A 23,348-nucleotide genomic window follows, 5' to 3' on the forward strand; every position below is an offset into this window, starting at 1 on the left:
TAATTTTTTTAATTTTGGGACTGTGTTATTCTATTATTGTAACGCTAAAAATAATTTACCGGTGCAGAAAAAAATGATGACTCCATTGCTCATTGACGCATTAACAATTTCTGAAGGCAGGTTTAAAAAACCATGCCCTGTTTTAGTTTTGAAAATGCTGTTACTTGATGAGGAAACGAGCGGGTTTTCAGAGGTGATTAAAAATCAAGCATTACTACTGCTCGCGACATATCGCAAATTACTGCGTGCTGTCGCTAGGGATTTAAGTAATGTAAAAACTATAGAGAACAGTGTGAAAAAAAGACATTGGGGGAAAGCGGATAAAGCACAGGATAAGATGGTGATTGCAGACCAACTTCGACTAAAGCATTTAGATTTAGAAGAAATGATTTTATTTTTAAATACACAGCATTTTTTTAAACAGCTGCCGATTTCCTTTGTTAAAAAATTGGTAGATTGGGCACCACCGGTAGTTAGTGGTATTTTTTTAATCGAAAATGTTTTAGCGGGTTATATCGCCCAGAAGCTTTTGCTATTAGAAAAAATTAAAGTAAAGGAGCTTTGCAAGTCTGTGCAACCCTATTTTCACATAGCTGACTTTTTTGTATTTTTACCTCGATTAGAGGAACTTTATCAAAAACATCAGCAGCAAATTGTTCGTGTGGCACCAACGGCAGAAGTTGCTTTAGCTTTAACAGACTTTAAGAAAGCATGGATCTATCGTCTTAGGAGGAGGCCATGAATATTTATTTTAAGCAGCTTCTAGAATGGATGAATCAGAATGCGAGCATAGAAGAACAAGTACTTATCCAAGCATTATTTTTGTTACGTGTACATTATAGCTTAGCTGGTATTGTTGTCATTTGTCAGCGAATTTTCACATTGGTTGGTGATGATGAATTACCAGAATTTCGTGATGAGCTTAATACTTTAAAGATCATTAGTACATTACAGGGCGAATTCAAACATGAGGTGCGACAGTTTGAAAAGTCTTATGATAATCAACAAGCTGAGCAAATTTCTCTAATGGTGTAAGCCAATCTAACGCTTTTCTAGGACGAGTATTCAGTGACATGGCAACTTGATTTAAATAATGCTGATCTGCCTGATTTAAATCAATCCCTTTAGGTAAATATTGCCTAATTAAACCATTCATATTTTCGCATGTGCCTTTTTGCCAGGGTGAATGTGGGTCACAGAAATATACATCTATGCCTAAATCTTCTTCAAGTATTTTATGTTCTGCCATCTCGCGTCCACGGTCATAGGTCAACGTTTTACGCAGTTCTGCAGGTAAATATTTCAGAGCTTCAGTTAAAGCCTTGCGCACTGATTCTGCCTTTGCATCAGGTAATGTTGCCAAGATACAGAGCCGTGTATTTCGTTCAATAAGTGTTGCTATCGAACTTTTATTGTCTTTACCTTTAATTAAATCAGCTTCCCAATGACCCGGTATTTTTCTTTCTTGAACTTCGGCTGGGCGCTCATGAATAGTTTTAATATCCTGTAATATAGAATCTTTTTTAGGTTCACCGTTAGCTTTTCGCTTTTTATTTTCATGACGCAGACAGGATAATAAGTCTTTTTTCAACTCACCCTTTGGTAATGCGCGTATCGTTGAATAAATCGTTGTATGGCTTACATTCATTGTTTGATCCAAATCAGGAAATGTCTTTAAACGCTTTGCTATTTGCTGAGGAGACCATAAACAACGGATCGCTTCAACAATAAATTTCCAGAGGATTGAATCGATTTTGAGTTTTCTGTGACCACGTCTACGTCTAGCGAAGGTGTTATCAGAAGCATATCGAGCTTGATAAACGTCATTGATGCTATTTCTTTTAAGCTCACGATAGATCGTACTAGGATGTCTTTTAATGAGTTCAGCAAATTTTCTGGCTGAAAAGCCTTCTTTTCTTGACTCAAGCATTAATGCAGTACGATCTTCAAAGTTAAGATGATGGTATGACAATTTTATATACTCCATAAACCCTTTAAATTAATTAGGTGGTTTATGTCGCACTTCAAGTTTTACTCTGCCCAGTATTCTGATCAATACTCACATTTTTTCTCAGAAACAATAGATAGAAACAGACATACACCCACGCCACTACGTCCATACACTGGAGACAGTGGAATTTGTGATTTGCTATTGATTCAAGCAGGACGAAGTCGAAATAATGAGAGTTTTGATAAAGTAATTATTTGGTTTTTAGAGCAAATATTTAACTTTCAAAAAAAAGTACATACTCTAGAGCTTTATAGTAGTTATTTAACGAGTGATGGAAGCATAAAGCTGAAAGATCAAAAAGGATCTCGTGTGTACAATGCCTTTTTAGCGATTAGGCTATTAGGTGATGCTGGTAATACACAGAATTTAGAAGATGTAAAAGCATCACTGCTTCAAAATTCGCCGAAACAACTGATTCAGTTAATGTCTGTTCATAATAAAGATGAACAATTAAATAAAATTTATTATGCATTAAAGCTATTTTTATCACAAATCTGGCAAAATAATCGGCAAAAAAATAACAAAAAACGTCGAGAATTTTTACACCGTATAGGTTTAAAGCATAGAAAACTGATCTTGCAACGATACGGCTCATTAAGTATTGCTATTCAACCTTTAGAGGATGTAGATGAAATTCATCGTGGTCTAGTATCTGAAGTATTTGAGGATGATGAGATTGAAGAAGATGAACCACCATTGGAGCCATTGTTTACATTTTTTTTGGCAGAACAATCCGATTTAATTCGAGGGTTTTATGCATCTAAGTCTACTTCTCAGCATGTTGAAGCTGCAAATGTTGGTTTAGTTTGGACCAAATGGCGATTGTCATTAAATTCGATTCAAGAAGTGTTTAGGCTCTGTCAACCATCTCATACTGATACCAGCTTAATTTTACGCGCAAAATTAGCTTTAATATTAAGTTTACTCACAGGACGTTCGGTGAGTGAATTAACAGCGCCTCGTTTTAGTCAAAATGCAGATCAGAATAATATTGCTATTCAGTATGATCATACTTTATCTGCATATGTATTAAGTGTGTTTGCAGGGACACCGACACTCAAAAAAAACCAGAAGATTCTAAATTTCATGTGCCATGGACCAATGAATTACATTTGGTTTTACCGATTGAACTCAATGATTTAGTGAGTCAAGTCAAAAATCTTGGGATTACAAGACATCATATGGCAGTTGAACGTGACGTGAGTGAACTGATTAACCGTGTACCTAAAGAGCTAGAAATCAGCCTCAAAAGCATTCGAGATATTCTTCCACGTTTGTTATATGATCATAGCCAAGGTGATTTAGCTGTCGTTAAAGCAGTGACTAATGCATCAGGTCGAAATTATGATAACTTGATTCATTATGCCTCTTTTGAACAGAGGCAACTTGAGCAACTCTGGGCTGCTTGTTTAAGAACGATAAAAATTAATATTCCTGAATATATATACTCTTCCAATAAGCGGGTGGGTAGCCCAATTGGAATAAAGATTATTGAAATACAAAATGAAATTACACGAATAAAAAAGAGAATAAATCATGCTGCCGAACAGAAAGATTGGCAGACACTCTTTGATAACTTAACATTGTATACAGCATTATGGATGAATCTTGCAACTGCAGGACGAGGAATTAAGCAGCCCTTTCCAAAGTGGATCAGTCAGCAAGGCTGGGCATTGATTCAAGATAAACATCATCAAGATGAATCAACCGATCGTTATGTGCCATTGACGCAAGCGTTGATCAAACAGATTCAAGGTTTACGTGGTTTGATGGGAATGCTAGGGGAGCAAGTTGAACCACGTGTTGATTTATCATCTTATGCTGTGCAACTTTGTGCTCCTCATCAGATTGAAGGTTTAGTTAGAAATTGGGCACGGAAGTTGGTTCGCTCTGATTATAATCAGTTACCTGGACGGTTCAAGGACGCTGGACTTGGGCACTGGGTAAGGGGTCGCCATCCATGGGATATGTTATCCGTATTTCCTGTATCAGCCTTTAAAAAACAGTGGCTTGATGTACAAGAAAACTTGCAAAAACAATTAGGTTTCGAGTGTCTTGAAGATTTTGATTTTTTAAAAATCAAGGATATTCCAACATTTGTTTTAACTCAAGAGACTAAAACAGTACAGGTAGAGACAAAGCCTAGAATAGAGTTTTCTGAAAATGATGTAAAAGAATGGCTCAAAAACCCAGACTATAAGTCCTATTATCCGCTGATTTTTGAGGAAAATCCTGAGCCACAAGTAGCTTTAGAGCTTGGACATCTATTAGCCTCAAATTTAGCTAAAAATAAAAATATTGATTTGCCTCAAGCGATTAAAGCATATTGTGCTTATATTCGCGATGAAGCGAAAATTCCTTTATTCGTTCAGCTACCTCAAAAGGCGCATCGTACATGGCTGACATCTGAAAATAGTTTTAGTACATGGTGTTATATAGAACAAAACTTACTTAATGTTATTAAGAGGGATTTAGAACATTTACCTGAACATCAAAATTTTGATGTTGAAATAGGACGTTTGCTGGTTGTACTCTCGATGTATTCACAATTGTGCAGAGTAAGCCATTTACAAGCAATGTTAGAGTTTATTGCTTCTGATCAGCCTATAGTCGCTATGGGATATAGTCGGCTTATTGAGCTGGCAGTGAATAATGATAGATCTGTGACGAAGATACGCCGTACAGTACTGTTAAGTCCTTATGTCTCGACTTTAATTTTAGTAGACCGACAGTATCTACAGCCCCGATTAAAAATTATTTTAGCACAGTCAAAAGATCAACAAAGAAAGGCTTGGCAAAAGTGTTTTAATACATATTTAAAACAAATAGGACTTAAGTCAACTCTATCGTTAGCTCAATGGTTGAAAGCTTTACAGCAAAAGGTGATGTTAAATAGCACTCCGTTGATTGCAGGTTATATATCAGGCCAAGTCCTGACTGAAGATCTTTCAATAAATGAATTATTACGATTATCCGAATATGAAAAATTAACCATAGGTTTAGATAGCACTGAGCCTGAAAGTGAAATAGAAATAGGCGATGAGCAACTACATTTGTCTGATATTTTAGTGATGATTCAGCAACTAAAAGGTGAGTCTAGGTCAAGCATTTGGCTTAAACAGCTTGCCAATAATAAAACGAATCACTACTCAGTCAATTTATTAACGTGCTTTGTGCAATGGTTGATTTTACGCTGTGATGCAGAAGAGTTAAGTCTACAGAATCGAAATATGATTCATCTACATTTGGCCATTGTCAGTGCAGGTATATTGGGGTTTTCAGAAGATTTAACAAAAGATAGCCAGATTGATGAAGATGTATTTCAAAAATGGATGGAGTTGACGCAAGAGCATTTTCCACACCGCAAGCATCTCGCAGCGTGGAATCGCTTTAGAGATTTTTTAATTCAGTTAAATAATGATCGTATAAAGTTACACAAGTGTACAGCGCATCAAGCAAGTGCTAAAGTTTTTTCAAAAAATGAAGTGCAGCAGATCGTTCAAATATTACAATCTGTAGAATCTGGGGTGAATGATGCTGCTTTACGTCTAGAGATTCAGCGTCATTTTCGATTATCTGCGGCGATGGGTGTACGCCGTTCAGAGACACTTCATTTACGGCCCTTAGATATTGATGAAGATATGCTCCGAATTCGTCCTTATGGTGAGCATCAGTTAAAAACACTTGGATCAGAACGTGTTGTTCCGATGAATTTATTAAGTCAGACGATTCAAAAGGGATTAGATAATATTTATAAGAATAAAAAAGATTCAATATTAATGTCTGATGAGAATAGTGGGCATAGGCCTTTTTTTGATCAAATATCTCAAATATTAAAGAAAGTCACTGGAGATGTTGATCTCAGCTTACATCATTTAAGACATACGTTTGCAAGTGCATATACTTTAAAGTGTTTGCAAACAGTGGTGGATTTTAAAGTGCTGACGATAGAACTTCCATGGCTACAAACTTGGATGCCATCGAATGAGCAATTTAATACGCTAGTAGGCAATGAAGGACAGGTTGGGCAAGGGATTAAGGCGATTAGTCGAGTGCTTGGACATTTACATGAATCGACAACATTAAAGCATTATATTCATATCTTATTTCTAGCTACTTATGCCTATAGCATGCAACAACAGCAACCCAATTTACATACTGCATTTTTTAACCGAGTCATGAGTCGGAGTAATTTATTCAGGCATTTCCAAGCGATTAACCAACAGAATGGTAATCTAAACTATGAGTTGAGAGATACCATCGAAAAATATGTGCTCAAAAAAATAGAAAGTCAGAGGTGGGTAATCTATGCTCAAAAAATAGGGAATTCGACGGGTAAAGTAATTAAACACGACCTGTTTCAAAAGATTGAAGATATTGAGCGGTATCTTATTTCTGGACAGGGGCAGCCACAATTAGATATTGAGTCCTGGAAGAGAGCTTTAATTACGATGTCAAACATTCCTTCAGGTAAACGTGGTTCAAATATAGGAAGACATCCATTATTGACACAAGGGAAATTAGCACGTTTGCCTGAATTACTAAGGGCTGTAGATTTTAATTCCGCACAAGAGATTTTAGAGCGATTTGATTATTTAGAACGAAACCAATCAGACACTTATAATTGGTTAATAAAAAAATGGTTGTATGAAAGTAATGTAACAAAAGTATTGATGCATTTTACCGCAGAAGATAAACCTATGCTTTCACTTCTTATAGAACATCAGTTTTTTCCGGTAGTGATGAAACATAATAAATATGATTATTTTAGAATAATGTCTCAACAAGCGTCATTAAGCGCCGTGCGATGGGTACTTACGTGGTTGAGTGTACGATATTTAGCGATTGGAGATCATATCAGAATCTAAGTATATATGACTTACGCACGCTTTGTTACACAAAGGTTTGAAAGACAGCGCTACCTTAATTGAGCTAATTTCAAGTGACAACTTGGATGTAAGTGCAGCCAAATTCTGTGAATTCGTTCTAGATAGCTACGCGTGCATGAATATCATTTACCTGACTAGGAAAATTTCTTGCTGCTCATTTATAGCTTAATAATAGAGATTTAAGTATTTTTTATGGATCAACAGAACCAAAAAACATCGCATTATCTATTGTGTTTTGTCTGCTGTTGGAAGTTATGTAACATGATTCCTTAGGGAAAATAGCCTAAGCTTAATAAGTGATTAAAAGCGCTGAAAATCCGCAAATTTGATTTTTTTCTTCGCTTTCAATTTGATCCATACGTTATTTATTTATATTTTTCATTTACAAAGCAATAAAAGATTCTAATTTGGTTTGATCAAAGAAAAAAATACCCATTTGATAATTAGGTTACAGCAAAATCTGTAATCAGGCGTGGAAACCTGAAAATTACTACAGAAGTATTAAAACCGCTTTAACAGTTTTTTGTGTCTATTATGCTTAGTTTGCTATTATTAAATATCATTCAGCATAAAGTCATGTTGCAGAAGAAATGTCACCTTCAATGCAGGGTGACAATTTTGAAGTAGCACTAACTGATTTTGAAAAACATCCAATCATCAAATGTTTATTTAAAGCGAATAACCAGCGTTCTACAGAATATTGGAGCGTGCAAGAAATTGCAAACTTTATTGAGGATTGTACAGAAGATCAAAACATCAATTTATATTCTAGTAACTTAAATTCTCAGTAAAAAAATTATGTTTTTTTAATAAACAATAGCTTATTTTACTATTTCTTATTAATAGTTATAATTTTTTCATAACAAAAAACTCTTGATAAAAATTTTACAGCAAGCTTACATGTTTGGTAACCAGCTGTCTCGATTACCTGAATTTTCTAATTTAGCTGTAGAAAGTGAAAGTTATGAATCTCTCGCTATCAAAATCAAAGAAATGCTCAGAGATCCAATACAACAAAAGCAATTTTTACCAAATCTAAGAAACTTAGGCTTCAAACCTTAAGTGTATTGGAGAATACACTTATTGTATTCTCCAATACGTATCGTAAATACACAGTAATACACCATGAAAACAAGTACAAAATACAGTGTTTGTGATGCAGCCACACTGTATTGTCAACGGCATTCTAAAATTGACCCCTTTTACCTTACAAATGGCAAAGTAAAATTGACCCCTTTGATCTCGTATTAAGTTTCAACCTGGGGCTGAATCCCAATTCTTTTTTTACCCTTCAAACGATAACTCTCACCCGATATTTGTACCACATGACAGTGATGTAATAGCCGATCTAACATCGCAGCGGTCAACGTGACATCATCCGCAAATGACTTAGACCATTGGCTAAAGGGTAAGTTACTCGTCAATATCGTACTGCCTTTTTCATAACGCTTGGCAATCACGTTAAAGAACAGATTCGCTTCTTCACGTCCAAATGGTAAATAACCAATTTCATCGATAATCAGTAACTTTGGTCCCAGTACCGCACGCTGCATATAGGTTTTCAATTTACCTTGCTGATAGGCTGTACTCAGTTGCAGCATTAAATCCGCTGCGGTAATGAACTTGATCTTAATGTTGTTCATGATGGCCTTATAGCCTAATGCCATAGATAAGTGCGTTTTTCCTACTCCGCTAGCCCCCAGAAACACCACATTTTCTGCTCTAGCAATAAAGCTCAGATTGAACAGTTCAATCACCTGTGATTTAGGGGCCCCTAGGGCATAATTAAAATCATAGTCTTCCAGGGTTTTGACTTGAGGCAGGCCTGAGAGTTTCATCAGTACCTGCTGACTGCGCTGTTGCCTGGCAGCATATTCATGCGTCAAGATTGCTTCAACAAAGTCGGCATAACTTCCATCCTGACCTAATGTTTGTTGTGCATGATGTGACCATTGTGATGCGATGGCAGGCAGATTGAGCTTTTGGCAAAGCTGCTCTATACGGTCGTATTGCAGATTCATCAGGAAACTCCTAGCAACTGATCATATACCGATAAGGGATGCTGCAAACTCTCGTAGGGCATGACATGCTGTGCTGCTGCAACAGGTACAGTGCCAGAACCTGTATCTGATTGCGGTAATGGCGTAAATTTTTGCTGCTCCTGTTGCAGTCGAACAGCCGGTTTTTCTTGCGTGGTGGCATGAATCCGCTGATTGGCGGTTTCATGCAGCCACCGGCCAATGTGGGCATTGGCGACATCAACATTTAACAGTAAACCCGAAGTCTTCAGGCTTGCTTTCAATGGCACAATAAAGCTTGATTTGAGGTATCCATTAAAGCGTTCAACTTTGCCTTTGGTCTGTGCACGGTAGGGCTTACATACGCGAGGACGAAAGCTGTATTTCTTGGCGCAGTCGAGCAGTTTGGGGTTCCATTTATGCTGCCCCTCCTGATAGGCATCCCGTTCAATCATGATCGTTTTAGCGTTATCAAACAGGATTTCTTGAGGTACTCCTGCAAAGAACTGAAATGCATTTTCTAGACCATCGATCCATGCATCGGTACGTTCATGATCATAAAATTTCACGAAAGTCGCTCTGGAATACCCTAATGTTGCGACAAAGGCTTTCAAAGTCGTGTTGTTGCGTCGAATCGTGGTGAAATCCACCTGCATTTGTTGGCCAGGTTGGGTTTCAAAACGAATGATCGGTTCCGGTTTAGCAACTGGTTTTAATGTTGCGAGATATTCCCTCAAGATCCTGATCTTTCCTGGATATCCCAACCTTAAAATTTCCTGGTAGAGCACAACAGCAGGAATCCATTCAGGATGAGCTGCGTTTACACGTTTGAGTAAATAGGGTTTATATGGATCAAGAATACTTGTTCTAGGTTGTGTACGCCGATACTGAGGTGTTTCCTTCTGCCGTAAATATTTACGTACGGTATTTCGGGACACCCCCAGTTCACGACTAATGGCTTTAATGGATTTACCTTGCTGATGAAGTATTTGGATTGTCACTGCTTGCTCCAAAGTTAACATGTTGAGCAGTCCAAAATGACCGCTATATTAACCAAGGGGGTCAGTTTTTAAATGCCGTTAGGGGGTCATTTTTACACTGCCGCTAACAGTATAAAAAATCTCGTGCTACACTTTATAAAGATATAAAAAATGGGGTATTAAGTCGTGATCATGATGGCCCTATCGACTTCTCTGAGTTACTCCGCGTTTATGGTGAACCTTTTAGTGGAAAACACTCAAAACACACTGATACGTCTCCAACATAAACTATAAATACACCTGAATACACCGACAATACAGTTATTGAACTAAAGAATCAGATCGATTTTCTAAAGAAACAGTTAGAAAAAGCAGAAGATCGCGAAGCTAAAGCAAATTCTCGTATTGATACATTACTTACCCTAATTAAAATGAAGCCAACTCAGGTTCATTCCACACCAACTTCAGATCAATCTTCAGTGCAATCTAGTTCATCTCAAGTAGAACCTACATTAAATGTAGATAACGACAAACATGACGGATTGACTACTCCAGATCAAAAAGAAAATAAGCGCATTCTGGTGCCTAAACATATTGAACCAGAGCCTGATAAAAGAGGCTTTTGGAGCCGTTTTTTTAGACCCTATGATTAACCACGATTGTTTAACCCATATGAATAAAGTCGTGAAACTTTGATTAAATAATAAGCGTCGAACGTGAAAAATCATAAAAAAAAAGTCCACCTTGGGGAGGTTGGGCAAAAAAGGAACTACAGCTTTGATTTGTAAGCGGAATTATAACGCATTTCGTATAAGGTGTATTATGTTAACTTTAGCTGAACTTCAATTTTTTTTCTGATTGACCTTAAATTATTTAATTTATAATTGGTACTTTTCTAGTTTGATAGAGACAGTATGCTTGAGCTTCTAATTCCATTTTTTATAGCGATTATCTTGTTAACTGTAACTCCCGGATTGGATACAGCCCTAATAATAAGAACTGCTACAGTGGAGAATAAACGTAAAGCATTTCATGCTGGATTGGGTATAGCCTCCGAATGTCTAGTATGGGGCATCTTAATTGCTTTGGGTGTGGGAGTTATCTTATCGTAAGCGTCCGCTGAACCCCATGTCTATTTTTTAATTTGAGTTGGATTTCCAGCGGTGTGGTAGCAATTCTTCTATTTGGGTCACTTTATGGGTCGGCAATCTTTTCAGCACATCACTTAAATAGGCATACGGATCCAACCCATTCAGCTTTGCTGACTGGATTAAAGTCATGATGTTTGCCGCTCGCTGACCACTACGCAGCGAACCTGCAAATAACCAGTTCTTACGTCCCAACGCCCAAGGCCGCACTTGGTTTTCCACCCAATTATTGCAAATCGGTAGATTGCCATCATCCAGATAGCGGCTTAAAGCTGGCCAACGCTTCAGAGTGTAATTGATGGCCTTGGCGGTTGGAGAACTCGATGGCACCGTCAGTTGATGCTGGTTGAGCCATTCATACAGTTGTTGCATCACCGGTTGGCTATGCTGTTGTCGGTATTCGCGGCGGTGTTCTGCTGTACTATCGGTCTTTTTCCTGAGTTCTGCTTCTATCGCATACAGTTTCTGAATCAGCACTAATGCCTGTTCAGCGATCTGACTTTTCCCAGTCACATGTAGCTCATGGAATTTACGACGCGCATGCGCCATGCAGCCCACCTCAATGACATCGCCTGATTTAAAGCGTGCTTTATAACCACTGTAATCATCACAGACCAGATGGCCCTGCCAGCCATTCAGGAACTCTTCTGCATGCTGACCTGAACGGCTATCCTGAAAGTCATAGATCACCGCTTGAACTGGATTGTACTGTGTAGTGGCATAGGCCCAGACATAACCTTTCTTCGGTTTTTTCTCATCATCACCCATCCGCATGATGGTGACTGGTGTTTCATCGGCATGGATCACCCGCTGTTGCAGCACCACCTGTTTTAAGGCATTGGCCAGAGGTTCCAGTTCTACACCGCAGCGACCAATCCAGTCAGATAACGTGGATCTGGACAGATCAATGCCCGCCCGCTGATAGATCAGGCGCTGACGGTACAGCGGCAAATGATCGGCATACTTCGATACCAGCACATGGCTGAGCAGTTCAGGACTGGCAATACCTTTATCAATCACATAGGCGGGCATCGCTTGCTGAGTCAGGGTGTCACACTGATCACAGACCCATTTGCCACGTACATGCTGTTCCTTATAGAACTGTGCCGGTCTGAAATGCAGTTTTTCACTGATATCTTCGCCGATACGACGTAACTGGCAGCCACAACTGCATTGGGTTGATGCAGGTTCATGCTCAATACGGATGGTGTGTAGATGATCGGGCAGCAGTCGACGTTTAGGTTTGTTGACTGTGGCTTTGTGTGTCGCTGCATCAGTTTTATCTGCATTCAGCCGTTCCAGTTCCAGATCAACAGCGGCAATATCTTCTTCGACCGCTTCATCCCAGAGATGGATTTGTTTTGCGGTGAGATGTTCGTTTTTACTGTCGAATTTGTGCTTTTTAAACAGCGCAAGTTCATGCTCGTATTTTTGATTGAGAATGGAAAGATGCTGAACTTTGGCATCTAATTGCAGATTGGATACTTCAAGATGCTGAACTTTGGCATCTAATTGCTGGTTTGATTGTGCCAGAGACTGATGTTGCATTGCCAACTGTCTAGTAAATTCCAGCAGTTGTTCATGGGTCAGTTGGCTTAAATCAGGCAGTGTATTCATGACCGCAGTATGCCTGAGGTCATGAGAAGAATGAAATAGAACGTTTGGAGAATAGCAACTTGGACCAAGCTAGTTTAGAGCATTGTGACCACTTGCTGTCGTCCAATGCGCTGCCAAGGCAAACCCTGGATCAGTGCCTGTAACTGTTCTGGGCTGAGGGCTACGCTTTCACCCTGGTGAACTTTAGCCCAGTGAAATTTTCCCTGTTCCAACCGCCGAGCACACAGCCAGATCCCCAGTCCATCATGTACCAGCACTTTCATGCGATGGCCACGTTTATTACAGAACAGGTAAGCACAATGCGGTTTGATGTAGCCAAAGGCTCTCACCACCTGAGCCATGGCCGTATCCATACCTGCACGCATGTCCATGGGCTGAGTAGACAACCAGATTTCATCGATACGGATCATGTTGTAAGTGCCTTGAGTAATTTTGCTAAAGCAGACATTTCTGATACTTGCCATTTCAAGCCAATTTCTGCTTTTGAGTGGGGTAAAGTAATTTGAACCGTTAACATGCCAGTAGAAATAGGATCTAATGGTGCAGAGCAAGATAAGGCAATAAATGCAGGTTTATTCGGTAGTAGTGAGCGATCATTCCCTGGCTTAGCATCAATTAAGCGAATCCATTTGGATACAAGATTTGTATTCAATCCATGTTGCAAAGCGACCGAAGCAATTGAAACCTCCGATGCTTTACACGCCTGAACGATCTGCTGTTTAAATTCAGCACTATATGTTCTTCGTTTTATCGTAAGAGATGCGATGGATGTCTGGTTATTTGTAGTCATAAATTTAAGTTCCCACTTGTTTTTAAGTGAGGACTAAATTAAGGCTTATAGGACGAATTCATAAGGTGTGTTCAGCGGACGCTTACATCTTATCAGCCTCCGAATTAGCCTTTAACTTAATGAAATGGGTCGGGGCTATCTATTTGGTATGGCTAGGTTTAGGTTTACTATTCAAGCCAAGAAAAAGCTTTGAGATAAAAACTACTAAAATGAGAAATGAAAACTGGTTCTTAAAAGGATTTCTTACTAATATTTTGAATCCTAAAGTGGGGATCTTTTATATTTCCTTCCTACCACAATTTGTACCTAGTACTGGAAATTCTACCTTATGGCTTTTAAGTTTGGTAAGTGTGCATGTTAGTTTAGGCATTTTATGGTCAGTCATTCTTATTACTTCAATGCAATCTATTTCCAAGTTTCTTCATCAAAATGGAGCATTGAAAAAAATTGATCAAATTACGGGATCAATTTTTATATTATTTGCCGTCAAACTAGCTTTTACTAATAGATGATACTGTGATTTTTTGAAATCGTGGCCCTTATTTAACATAATGGTACTTACACGAAATTTTCAAAAAAACAGTAAAAATGGGAGCCTTTAACTCCCATTTTTGTGTTATTCCTAAGTAGAAATGTCCTACCTTAAATCTAAATAGAAATGTCCTATACAGACATTTCCAAGTCAAGCACAGGATTGGGTGAGTGGATATTACGATTCTAATAATGATACTTTTATACACCGAATAGGGTAGACGATATAATCTACGATTAATGGTAGTAGTCCAGCCTATTCATATGTATAAATTTTTTTTAACTATTGATTAGAACTTTACACAGTTCCTTCCACTGTTCTTAGCTTCATAAAGATATTTATCTGCAATTTTAAAAACTTCTGAAATATCCTCAGAACTTTCAGGCCAAGAAGCTATCCCTATAGAAACTGTAATAGACCCTACATTTGGGATGGTCTGTGTTGCTAGTTCTTTTCTAAATCGCTCAGCACTTTCATAAACATCTTGTTGGCTAGTATTAGGTATCACAACAATAAATTCCTCCCCACCATAACGACAACAGACGTCATTTTTACGAAAACTTTTTTGCATAGTTTTTGCAAGATACTTTAGAACCGAATCACCTTGATCATGTCCATATGTGTCATTTATTCTTTTAAAAAAATCTATATCTATTAGTAAAATAGATAAATTATTTTTTTCATTCATTTGATTGGTTATAAAAAAGTTCATTCCCCTACGATTCATTAGACCAGTAAGAGGGTCAGTGTTAATATAGTGATCCATTTCATTGATTTTTATTGAAAAGTTTTTAACACTTAGTAAAAGAGCGTGTTTTAATTTAACTATTTCGTAATACCATGGATAAATAGTTTTAATTTCACCCCGTACTTCTGGTAGATGAAGCGAACCAGCTATATTCGCTAATTTATGCAGAGGTGATGCTATGAAAAAAGAACATTTCCATACGATATAAAAGATAATTAAATAGAATATAAAGATTCCAGCAGAAACTTTATAAATAATTGAAGTAGCTTGCTTTAATAATTCCATAGTAGGTTGTTGCGAGACAATTATCCAATCTGTAGTTTTTATATGTGAAAATCCAGCAAGATTATCTATCCCTCTACTATTGATCAGGCGAATTTTTCCAAATTTTTGCTTTTTTATATATTCTAAACCATTGTTATTTTTTACTATATCCCCAACTCTTTTATGATCAGGATGAAAAATTATCTGACCATTTCCATCAATGACATACATATAGCTTTTTTTATAGCTTTCAGATGTAGTTAACATCTGATTAATAATATTTTTTTCCTTTAAATAAATAGTAGATCCAATAAATCCCTTATAGTTTTTTTTACTATCATAAATCGGCTGAGAAATAAAAATAATCATATTCTTTCTAATAGAAAGATAAGGTGTAGAGATATAAGGCTTTTTATTTTTTATTGAGTTATTAATTCCTAATGTGCTTTGTACTTTGTTTTTATCAATGTTTAAAATATTAGGTGAATAGTTGATCAACCTACCCTGAGGATCGCTAATTACTACGCTATTGTAGTAATTAGATTGCATATTTAATCTCTGTACTTCTGATTCTCTAGTGCTTTCATCATCAAAATCTTTTCCTAATACTTTTGCACTATAATCGAGTTGGGTTAATATATTTTTAAAATGATTATCAGTACTTGTTGCAATTTTATTTGCATATTCAGAGTTTAATGATAATGAATTATTGATAAGTTGATTTTTTACTATTTGATAACTAACAACTAAAGAAATAATAAAAAGGGTAGATACAGAAAATACTGCTAAAAAAAGTATTAGGTTTCTAAGAGTTAAATCAAGTTTTTTTTTAATAAATAAAAATAATTTCATTCACTTACAATTAATTAAGTATAGCTTTTAAGTTTAGTATACTTTTAGATAATACTTAAAGCTATATTCATCTTTATTTGTTCTAATAACTATATATTTAACATAAAATCTCTTATGCGAAGTCAGAAATGGGAGCCTTAGCTCCCATTTTTATACATTGAATCCTATGTGTTTTCCTGTTGGAAGCTCTACATCAATACGTAATTTTCCACCCATCGCTTCAACATATTTTTTCATAGTTGAAATTTTTAGATCATTCCCACGATTTTCGATTGCGGAAAGAGATGGCTGTTTGATACCAAGGGTTTCAGCCAATTCTTTTTGGGAAATCTCTAATTCTTCACGAATCAGATAAAGCTGATTTTCTAGCAATAACTCATCCGCCATTTGTTGAATACGAGCTTGGCTCTCTGGAGAGCGACTAGCTAATAATTCTTGTAGGGTCTTAGCCATTTGATTGATCTCCTAAAGTTGAGAGATGAAGTTCGTATTGCTCATCTGCAATTGCTAGCATCTCTGTATAAAAACGCTTTTTACCGCTCTTATCACCAATACAAAGCACAATAGCCTGTCGTAATGGATCAAAGGCAAAAAATGCCCTGAGTGATTTACCTCGATGTTGGACACGAAGTTCCTTCATGTTGGCAAATTTAGAGTCGTAGACGATATCGACTAAGGGACGCCTTAAACTTGGTCCTTGCTGTTGAAGTACAACCAGTGCAGCCAAGACTTTCTCTTGTGTTGATTCATCTTGCTGTTCAAGCCATTTATTAAACAGATCCGTTGTAATGACTGTCCACATATTACAACCATAATATAGATTATAGTCTATATTTTAAAGCCGATTGAATGACTTTGCAAATACTCATGCACAATGAGTATGATGATATGAGGATCACTACATTTAAGGATCAGCATGAAGCACTTAGAATTTGTAGGAAAAAGTACAGAATATATTGGCTATACCCAAGTGGAAATTATCAATAGTTCACTACGCTTATCTTTCAACGTCCCATCAAAAAGTAATCTGGAAGAAACTTTTAAAAAGATGGTCGAAGATAACTATGATTTACTGATGGAAACATCCGATAAGATAGAATTTGAATTAGATAGTGACGTTCTTAAAAAAATTGAAAAAATAACGAAAGAACAAGGGATTGAGTTTGAAGAATATGTGCAAAATGCCTTGATTAAGCTGATTAACCAATGTGAATGGCACTGTTGCAAATAGAGATTTGAGTCGATGATGTTTCCTTTAAAAAGTACTTAGAGACCGAAAACCCTGTTGATTAGACACACTTCACCCTGAGGCTGACCATAATAAAATGACGATGCTTGTCCTTTACGTAGTGCACGCATGACTTCAATACCTTTAATTGTGGCATAAGCCGTCTTCATAGATTTGAATCCTAATGTGGCCCTGATGATCCGCTTTAGCTTGCCATGATCACATTCAATCACGTTATTTTTATACTTAATCTGCCTGTGCTCAAGGTCTGGTGGACATTTACCTTCCCGTTTTAACCGTGATAAAGCACGTCCATATGTGGGTGCTTTATCCGTGTTGATCACTTGTGGAATTTGCCACTTCTTCACATTATTTAAAATTTTTCCAAGAAAACAATATGCTGATTTGGTATTACGTCTAGAAGAAAGATAAAAATCAATGGTATCGCCACGTTGATCGACTGCACGATACAGATAAGACCATCGTCCATTCACTTTTACATAGGTTTCATCAATATGCCACGAGCTCAGATCTGTAGGATTACGCCAATACCAGCGTAAACGTTTTTCTATTTCAGGAGCATAACGTTGAACCCAACGGTAAATAGTCGTGTGATCAACATTCACACCCCGTTCGGCCAGCATTTCCTGCAGTTCACGATAGCTAATGCCATATTTACAATACCAGCGCACAGCCCAAAGAATGATTTCGCCCTGAAAATGCCGACCATGGAAAGGATTCATATGCTGCACCTTTAGCTAAAACAGTCTTCAGCTTACCATTCGTGGTTATTTGCAACAGTGCCGTTTAAAGTGCGTGTGATAAATAGAAGTGTAATACAGGAAAATGGTAAGGTTTATCAGCCTAGTCATCTGTCCATTATGTAGAAAGAGCAGCACTTTAATGTTTATGCTGTTCCAATGTATTACATTCCTTACTTTCTATTTGTAACGTAATTTCAGTAATATTATGATTATGTTTTAGAACTTCTAAGGCCTTTTGATAGAGTTGATCTGTATTGCTATTCGGAGCAACCAAATGAGCAGTTAAATGAATATTTTTTGAGGATATAGCCCAGACTTTCAACTGATGAATCCCTTCAACGCCCTCTAGCTTCAATAAATCATTTCTTAACGACTCAATATCAATCTCATCAGGAACTCCTTCAAGCAGAATATTAATACTTTGTTTTAATAAAATCCAAGTTCGAGGTAAGACCCAGAAGCCAATTAACACAGCGATTACGGTATCAACCCACATCCACTGGGTAAAATAAATAACTATTCCTCCGATAATCACGCCTATCGATCCTAGAGCATCACTAAGAACTTCTAAATATGCACCTTTTATATTTAGACTTCCTTCAGCACTCGCAGAAAGGATTTTCATTGAAATCAAATTTACGACCAAACCAATGACCGCGACAATCATCATTTCAACACTTTGAATTTCAGCAGGGTTCGTAAAACGTTGATAAGCTTCATATACAATATATATTGCTACCACAAAAAGCATCACCGCATTAAACAGAGCCGCTAAAATTTCAAATCGCTGATAGCCAAAAGTTCTTTTATCATCTGCGGCTTTTTTACCAATTTTGATAGCGGCAAGAGCAATAGCTAAAGCGGCTACATCAGTAAACATATGAGCTGCATCAGATAACAAAGCCAAACTTTGGGTAATAAAAGCAGCGACAACTTCTACTATTAAAAAAGTAGTCGTTAAACCTAAGGCAACCATTAACTTCTTACTATTTTCTTCAGTAACAACCGCATGGCTATGATCATGATGTTCTGACATAAAATATTTTCCTTATTCTATTTATGATGAGCAGAGATATTGGATAACAGCCAATATCTCTGCTGTAAATCGACTAATCTATTGGATTAAGAAACTTTCTTTTCATTCATCCAGCGGTACAGTACGGGCAATAAAACCAATGTAAGCAGGGTAGAGGAGATAATTCCTCCAATAACCACTGTTGCTAAAGGTCTCTGTACTTCTGCCCCAGTTCCGGTTGCCAAAGCCATCGGGACAAACCCAAGGGACGCCACACAAGCGGTCATCAGCACAGGTCTAAGACGCAAAATTGCACCCTGCCACGTTGCATAATAAAGGTCATATTGTTGTCGCAACTCTTTGATAAAGGTGAGCATGACTAAGCCATTCAGTACAGCCACCCCCGATAGTGCAATGAAGCCAACCCCTGCTGACATGGATAATGGAATGTCACGCAACCACAACGCGATTAAGCCTCCACATAAGGCAAACGGTACACCACTAAAGACCAGTAAGCTTTCTTTGATATTATGGAATACAGCCATCAATAAAATAAAGATCGTCAACAATGCGAGCGGAACCACCAATTGCATACGCGCTTTTGCAGACATCAGATTTTGAAATTGACCGCCATAATCTATCCAATAACCGCTTGGTAATTCCTGTTTGGATAACGTGCTCTGAAGCTCTGTTACGAATGAGCCTAAATCACGTCCTTCTACATTTGCAGTAATAACCACTCGACGTTTACCATTTTCACGGCTGACCTGATTAATACCCAGGATATTTTCAACGCGTGCCACATCTTGCAGTTGGACTAAACCACCATTCGGCAATTGAATAGGAAGTACCGCTAACTGTTCAGGACTACGCTGGGATTCATCTAGACGGATGACAAAATCAAAACGCTTGTCTCCCTGTAAAATTGTTCCAACATTCTGGCCACCGACACTTGTAGCTACCAGATCCTGAATTGCTCTTACCGACAAGCCATATTGTGCAGCTCTGGACTTATCCACCTCTACATTCAACAAGGGTAAGCCACTGGTCTGTTCTACATTAACGGCTGTCGCGCCTGAAATTGAGTTAATTTTTTGAGAAATTTTATTCGCTTCGCGATTTAGAATCTCCATGTCATCACCAAATAATTTGACACCCACATCACTTCGCACCCCTGAAATTAACTCGTTAAAGCGCAGTTCAATGGGTTGCGAGAACTCACTGTTATTTCCCGGCAATGTCGCTAAGAAAGTAATCATTCTTTGGCGAAGCTCATCAATCGTTTGTTTTGGATCAGGCCATTCATCATGAGGTTTTAACAGTACCACGCCATCTGAAATGTTGGGTGGCATAACATCTGTGGCCACTTCTGCTGTACCGGTACGGGCAAAGATCGCTTTAATTTCAGGAAATTCTTTCAACAGTAACTTTTCAGTATTTTCCTGCATTCTCAGTGACTGTTCTAACCCTGTACTTGGGGAACGCATTTGCTGAACAGCAAAATCACCTTCACCCAGTTGAGGTGCAAACTCGCTACCTGTTTGAGTGGCTAGCACGCCCGTAAGCACTAAAATACAGGCAGCCACAATAGTCACAAATAAACGAAGCTCATAGGCTTTATCTAAAAGCAGTTCATATTTGGTTTTAAGCCAATGCATCCAGCGACTTTCGGTTTCCTTGACTTCTCCAGTGACAAATAGGGCAACTGCGGCTGGCACAAAAGTGACAGATAAAATCATGGCCCCAATTAAAGCCAGTACAACAGTCATTGCCATAGGATGGAAAAGTTTGGCTTCTACACCCGTCAGGGTAAAGATAGGTAGATAAACCACCAAAATAATTAACTGTCCAAAAATCAGAGGACGACGCGCCTGTTTTGCAGCCAAGAAGACTTCTTTAAATCTTTCAGAACGGCTAAGTAAACCACCTTTCAGCTTCTGAGCTTCTGCTAGCCGACGGATACAGTTTTCTACAATAACCACTGCACCATCAATAATAATACCGAAGTCCAGTGCCCCTAAACTCATCAGATTTGCACTAATCTTCTGCTCTGCCATTCCCGTCAAGGTAAACAGCATTGACAGTGGAATAACGCAAGCCGTGATCAGCGCAGCACGGAAATTACCTAGAAAGAGAAATAAAATAACAATGACGAGGATTGCACCCTCAATCAAATTTTTCTGAACGGTTTTGATCGCCCGATCAACCAAATGCGTACGGTCATACACAGTCTCAATCACCACACCTTTAGGTAGCGATTGCTGGATCGATTGCACCTTTTCATCAATGGCTTGAGCAACGGTACGGCTATTTTCTCCCATCATCATCATGGCAATACCCAATACAGTTTCTTCACCATTATAGGTTGCAGCCCCTGTTCTTAAGTCATGACCAATTGAGACATTGGCGACATCTGCCACCCGAATCGGATAGCCGTTTTTATTGGCAATACTGATGTTCTGGATATCTTCAATCGTGTTTAAAGTGCCGGGAACACGAACCGTTAGCTGTTGTCCATTTTTCTCAATATAGCCAGCACCACGGTTTTCATTATTCTCTGTTAAGGCAGTTTGTAAATCAGACAAAGGAATTTGCAATTGTTGCAATCGGTTCAGATCAGGGGCAACCACATAGGTTTTATTAAAGCCACCGATACTGTTGATCTCAGCAACGCCTTTTACGCGCTGTAATTGCGGTCTTACAATCCAATCCTGAATTTCACGTAAATCCATCGCCGAATAAGGGGTTCCATCCGGCTTTTTAGCATTTGGTTCGGCTTTAATCACCCATTGATAGATTTCACCTAAACCTGTCGAAATAGGCGACATGTTAGGTTGCACATCTTCAGGCATTTCTCCCATTGCTTCTTGCAAGCGCTGGTTGATAAGCTGTCTGGCCCAGTAAATATCCGTGCCATCTTCAAAAATGATGGTCACTTGCGATAAGCCGTAGCGTGAAATCGAACGGGTTTGTTCCATTTTCGGCATGCCTGACATGGCATTCTCGATTGGATATGTAATCCGCTGTTCCATTTCTAAAGCCGTAAAACCATTGGCTGAAGTGTTAATCTGCACCTGAGTATTGGTAATATCTGGTACAGCATCAATCGGTAACTTTTGATAACTATAAATACCAATAGCAATCCAAGCCGCAATAAACAGCATGACCCAGATTGCGTTATGGATAGAAAACTGGATCAGTCGATCAAACAGTCCTTCAGGTTTTACCGATTCGTGGTCTGGAATTTGAGGAGTTTCAGTGCTCATGTGAAGCCTCTCCTTTTTCCAGCTCGGATTTCAGTAAAAAACTGCCTTGAGCGGCATATTTTTGTCCCTGACTAAGCCCACTCACCACTTCAATCCATTGGCTCTCCCCAGATGATTGCCCTAATTTCACAGGTTGCGGACTGAATTCAACTTTTTGTCCATGCTGAGTGGCGACAAAAACCACATCTTTTCCATCGACATTCTGAACTGCGGACTTAAGTACCCGTAATGCGGTACTTTCACTCCGTTGTTGCAACTGTACGTTCACCATCAAGTTTGGACGTAATTCGGTTGCATTCGATTCAACTTTTGCTCGCACCTGAAGACGACCTGTTTGAATATCCGCTTCAGTATTTAAAGTCTGAATAACTGCCCTGTAGACCTTTTCCGTTTGCAAGGATTTAAATTCGATCTTTTGATTCGGGGCTAAGCCCATAATTTCAGAATTTGGAACAATAAACTCAAGCCAGAGTTGATCTAACCGGTCTATCGTAAAGAGTTGATCGGCTAACTGAACATTTTCCCCGAGAACCAAATCCTTTTTACTGATCACGCCAGAAATGGGAGCTTTCAAAATATAGCGTCCGTTACTGGCATTCACTGCACCAAATGCACTTAAACGTGATTGGGCCGCTTGAACCTGAATTTGTGCCCGTTTATAGCTGTTATAAGCACGTTGATAGTCTTGTTTTGCTGAAATGCCCTGTGACCAAAGCTGACGCTCACGATCATAGTCTTGTTTCGCCAGTTCAAGGTTGGTTTGTTCAATTTTAAGATTGGCCTGCTGATCAACTAGATCAGGAACAAGCAACGCAGCCAAAGGCTGTCCTTTCTGAACTTTTTGACCGAGTTCTACATAGACATTTTCTACATGACCACTAAAACTCGGTGAGACGTGCGCTTGCTGGTCAGTATTCACATTCAGTTTGGCAGGATAAGAACTTAATTTAACCACCGGGCCTTGATCGACCGCTGATAATTGTATGCCCTGTTCCACCAGTTGCTTGGCAGTCAGGCTCACACCTTCTGCATGCTCTTCGGTTTCACCACCATGTTCTTCTCCCCCTTCTTCCTCGGCATGTTCATCTGATGTTTCAGATTTATTCTTACCCGTTAAGATCAAGAAAATACTGAGGAGTACGGTAGCGCCGATGACCAAACTAATCAGTAGGGGTTGAGAGATTTTTCCGCTCTGTTTTTTTAAGCTGTTTTTAAGATCGAACATG

17 protein-coding genes and 5 pseudogenes are annotated in these 23,348 nt (G+C 38.4%); 9 read left to right on the plus strand and 13 right to left on the minus strand.

Translation table 11 applies throughout. The features are described 5' to 3' along the window. Positions 1-73 precede the first annotated feature (73 nt). Both C3F22_RS17090 and C3F22_RS17095 read left to right on the plus strand, forming a co-directional pair. Entirely contained in the window at positions 74-742 is a 669-nt protein-coding gene (locus C3F22_RS17090; RefSeq protein WP_004779994.1) for a hypothetical protein, read from the plus strand. Further along, positions 739-969, plus strand: a pseudogene (locus tag C3F22_RS17095) (hypothetical protein); the annotation flags it as partial. The gene C3F22_RS17090 and the pseudogene C3F22_RS17095, both read left to right, overlap by 4 nt. On the opposite strand, the gene C3F22_RS17100 reads toward C3F22_RS17095, so the two are convergent. Then, positions 962-1,930 carry an IS30 family transposase gene (locus tag C3F22_RS17100; protein WP_014538385.1) on the minus strand — a complete coding sequence of 323 codons (969 nt, stop codon included), beginning with the start codon at positions 1,928-1,930 and terminating at the stop codon, positions 962-964. The pseudogene C3F22_RS17095 and the gene C3F22_RS17100 sit on opposite strands and share 8 nt — an antisense overlap. 84 nt (positions 1,931-2,014) lie before the next feature. On the opposite strand from C3F22_RS17100, the pseudogene C3F22_RS17110 reads away from it, so the two are divergent. The 3 genes and pseudogenes from C3F22_RS17110 to C3F22_RS18395 all read left to right on the plus strand — a co-directional run bounded on the left by C3F22_RS17110 (position 2,015) and on the right by C3F22_RS18395 (position 7,962). Further along, positions 2,015-6,879 (plus strand): annotated as a pseudogene (locus tag C3F22_RS17110) (tyrosine-type recombinase/integrase). Positions 6,880-7,434: 555 nt separating this feature from the next. Next, positions 7,435-7,664, plus strand: a pseudogene (locus C3F22_RS17115) (hypothetical protein); the annotation flags it as partial. A 136-nt stretch (positions 7,665-7,800) separates the two neighbouring features. After that, positions 7,801-7,962: a hypothetical protein gene (locus C3F22_RS18395; protein WP_171063215.1), complete on the plus strand. Its 162-nt coding sequence runs from the start codon at positions 7,801-7,803 to the stop codon at positions 7,960-7,962. A 185-nt stretch (positions 7,963-8,147) separates the two neighbouring features. On the opposite strand, the gene istB is transcribed toward C3F22_RS18395, so the two are convergent. Together istB and istA are read right to left on the minus strand one after the other, a co-directional pair. Then, positions 8,148-8,921, minus strand: coding sequence for an IS21-like element ISAba8 family helper ATPase IstB (istB, locus tag C3F22_RS17120; RefSeq protein WP_075167882.1), 774 nt, complete (start codon positions 8,919-8,921; stop codon positions 8,148-8,150). Next, positions 8,921-9,940, minus strand: a complete 1,020-nt coding sequence (gene istA / locus C3F22_RS17125; RefSeq protein WP_104425964.1) for an IS21 family transposase — start codon at positions 9,938-9,940, stop codon at positions 8,921-8,923. The genes istB and istA overlap by 1 nt, the downstream gene beginning before the upstream one ends. Before the next feature lie 89 nt (positions 9,941-10,029). On the opposite strand from istA, the pseudogene C3F22_RS18430 reads away from it, so the two are divergent. Further along, positions 10,030-10,551, plus strand: a pseudogene (locus C3F22_RS18430) (plasmid replication DNA-binding protein); the annotation flags it as partial. 261 nt (positions 10,552-10,812) lie between these two features. Next, a pseudogene (locus C3F22_RS18675) lies at positions 10,813-11,004 on the plus strand (LysE family translocator); the annotation flags it as partial. Between the two features lie 33 nt (positions 11,005-11,037). Here C3F22_RS18675 and tnpC read toward each other — a convergent pair. From tnpC to tnpA, 3 genes are all read right to left on the minus strand, one after another. Then, positions 11,038-12,663 carry an IS66 family transposase gene (tnpC, locus tag C3F22_RS17140; RefSeq protein ID WP_005104480.1) on the minus strand — a complete coding sequence of 542 codons (1,626 nt, stop codon included), beginning with the start codon at positions 12,661-12,663 and terminating at the stop codon, positions 11,038-11,040. Positions 12,664-12,737: 74 nt separating this feature from the next. Beyond that, positions 12,738-13,073 carry an IS66 family insertion sequence element accessory protein TnpB gene (gene tnpB / locus C3F22_RS17145; RefSeq protein WP_004642106.1) on the minus strand — a complete coding sequence of 112 codons (336 nt, stop codon included), beginning with the start codon at positions 13,071-13,073 and terminating at the stop codon, positions 12,738-12,740. Beyond that, positions 13,070-13,453 (minus strand): IS66-like element accessory protein TnpA, encoded by a 384-nt coding sequence (tnpA, locus tag C3F22_RS17150; protein WP_005100737.1) that lies wholly within the window; start codon positions 13,451-13,453, stop codon positions 13,070-13,072. Before tnpA ends, tnpB begins: the two co-directional genes overlap by 4 nt. A 65-nt stretch (positions 13,454-13,518) precedes the next feature. On the opposite strand from tnpA, the gene C3F22_RS17155 reads away from it, so the two are divergent. After that, entirely contained in the window at positions 13,519-13,965 is a 447-nt protein-coding gene (locus tag C3F22_RS17155) for a LysE family translocator (RefSeq protein WP_228203606.1), read from the plus strand. Positions 13,966-14,274: 309 nt separating this feature from the next. On the opposite strand, the gene C3F22_RS17160 is transcribed toward C3F22_RS17155, so the two are convergent. The 3 genes from C3F22_RS17160 to C3F22_RS17170 form a co-directional block, all read right to left on the minus strand. After that, positions 14,275-15,849 carry a sensor domain-containing diguanylate cyclase gene (locus tag C3F22_RS17160; RefSeq protein ID WP_004780008.1) on the minus strand — a complete coding sequence of 525 codons (1,575 nt, stop codon included), beginning with the start codon at positions 15,847-15,849 and terminating at the stop codon, positions 14,275-14,277. Between the two features lie 150 nt (positions 15,850-15,999). After that, on the minus strand, positions 16,000-16,302 hold the full coding sequence (locus C3F22_RS17165) for a helix-turn-helix domain-containing protein (RefSeq protein WP_004780009.1): 303 nt from the start codon (positions 16,300-16,302) through the stop codon (positions 16,000-16,002). Continuing rightward, on the minus strand, positions 16,295-16,651 hold the full coding sequence (locus C3F22_RS17170; protein ID WP_004780010.1) for a type II toxin-antitoxin system RelE/ParE family toxin: 357 nt from the start codon (positions 16,649-16,651) through the stop codon (positions 16,295-16,297). Before C3F22_RS17170 ends, C3F22_RS17165 begins: the two co-directional genes overlap by 8 nt. Positions 16,652-16,765: 114 nt before the next feature. Here C3F22_RS17170 and C3F22_RS17175 point away from each other — a divergent pair, with 114 nt between their 5' ends. Then, a complete protein-coding gene (locus tag C3F22_RS17175) occupies positions 16,766-17,080 on the plus strand; it encodes a hypothetical protein (RefSeq protein ID WP_004812036.1) in 315 nt (104 codons plus the stop codon). Positions 17,081-17,115: 35 nt separating this feature from the next. Here C3F22_RS17175 and C3F22_RS17180 read toward each other — a convergent pair whose 3' ends face one another. From C3F22_RS17180 to C3F22_RS17195, 4 genes are all read right to left on the minus strand, one after another. Continuing rightward, positions 17,116-17,820: an IS6-like element IS1006 family transposase gene (locus C3F22_RS17180; RefSeq protein ID WP_001067784.1), complete on the minus strand. Its 705-nt coding sequence runs from the start codon at positions 17,818-17,820 to the stop codon at positions 17,116-17,118. Positions 17,821-17,977: 157 nt separating this feature from the next. Continuing rightward, positions 17,978-18,877, minus strand: coding sequence for a cation diffusion facilitator family transporter (locus C3F22_RS17185; RefSeq protein ID WP_004733183.1), 900 nt, complete (start codon positions 18,875-18,877; stop codon positions 17,978-17,980). A gap of 86 nt (positions 18,878-18,963) precedes the next feature. Beyond that, positions 18,964-22,122, minus strand: coding sequence for an efflux RND transporter permease subunit (locus C3F22_RS17190; protein ID WP_004733184.1), 3,159 nt, complete (start codon positions 22,120-22,122; stop codon positions 18,964-18,966). Continuing rightward, positions 22,112-23,347 carry an efflux RND transporter periplasmic adaptor subunit gene (locus tag C3F22_RS17195; RefSeq protein WP_004781066.1) on the minus strand — a complete coding sequence of 412 codons (1,236 nt, stop codon included), beginning with the start codon at positions 23,345-23,347 and terminating at the stop codon, positions 22,112-22,114. The genes C3F22_RS17190 and C3F22_RS17195 overlap by 11 nt, the downstream gene beginning before the upstream one ends. Position 23,348: the final 1 nt, after the last annotated feature.

The organism is Acinetobacter sp. ACNIH1 (assembly GCF_002934695.1).
GTDB lineage: Bacteria > Pseudomonadota > Gammaproteobacteria > Pseudomonadales > Moraxellaceae > Acinetobacter > Acinetobacter variabilis.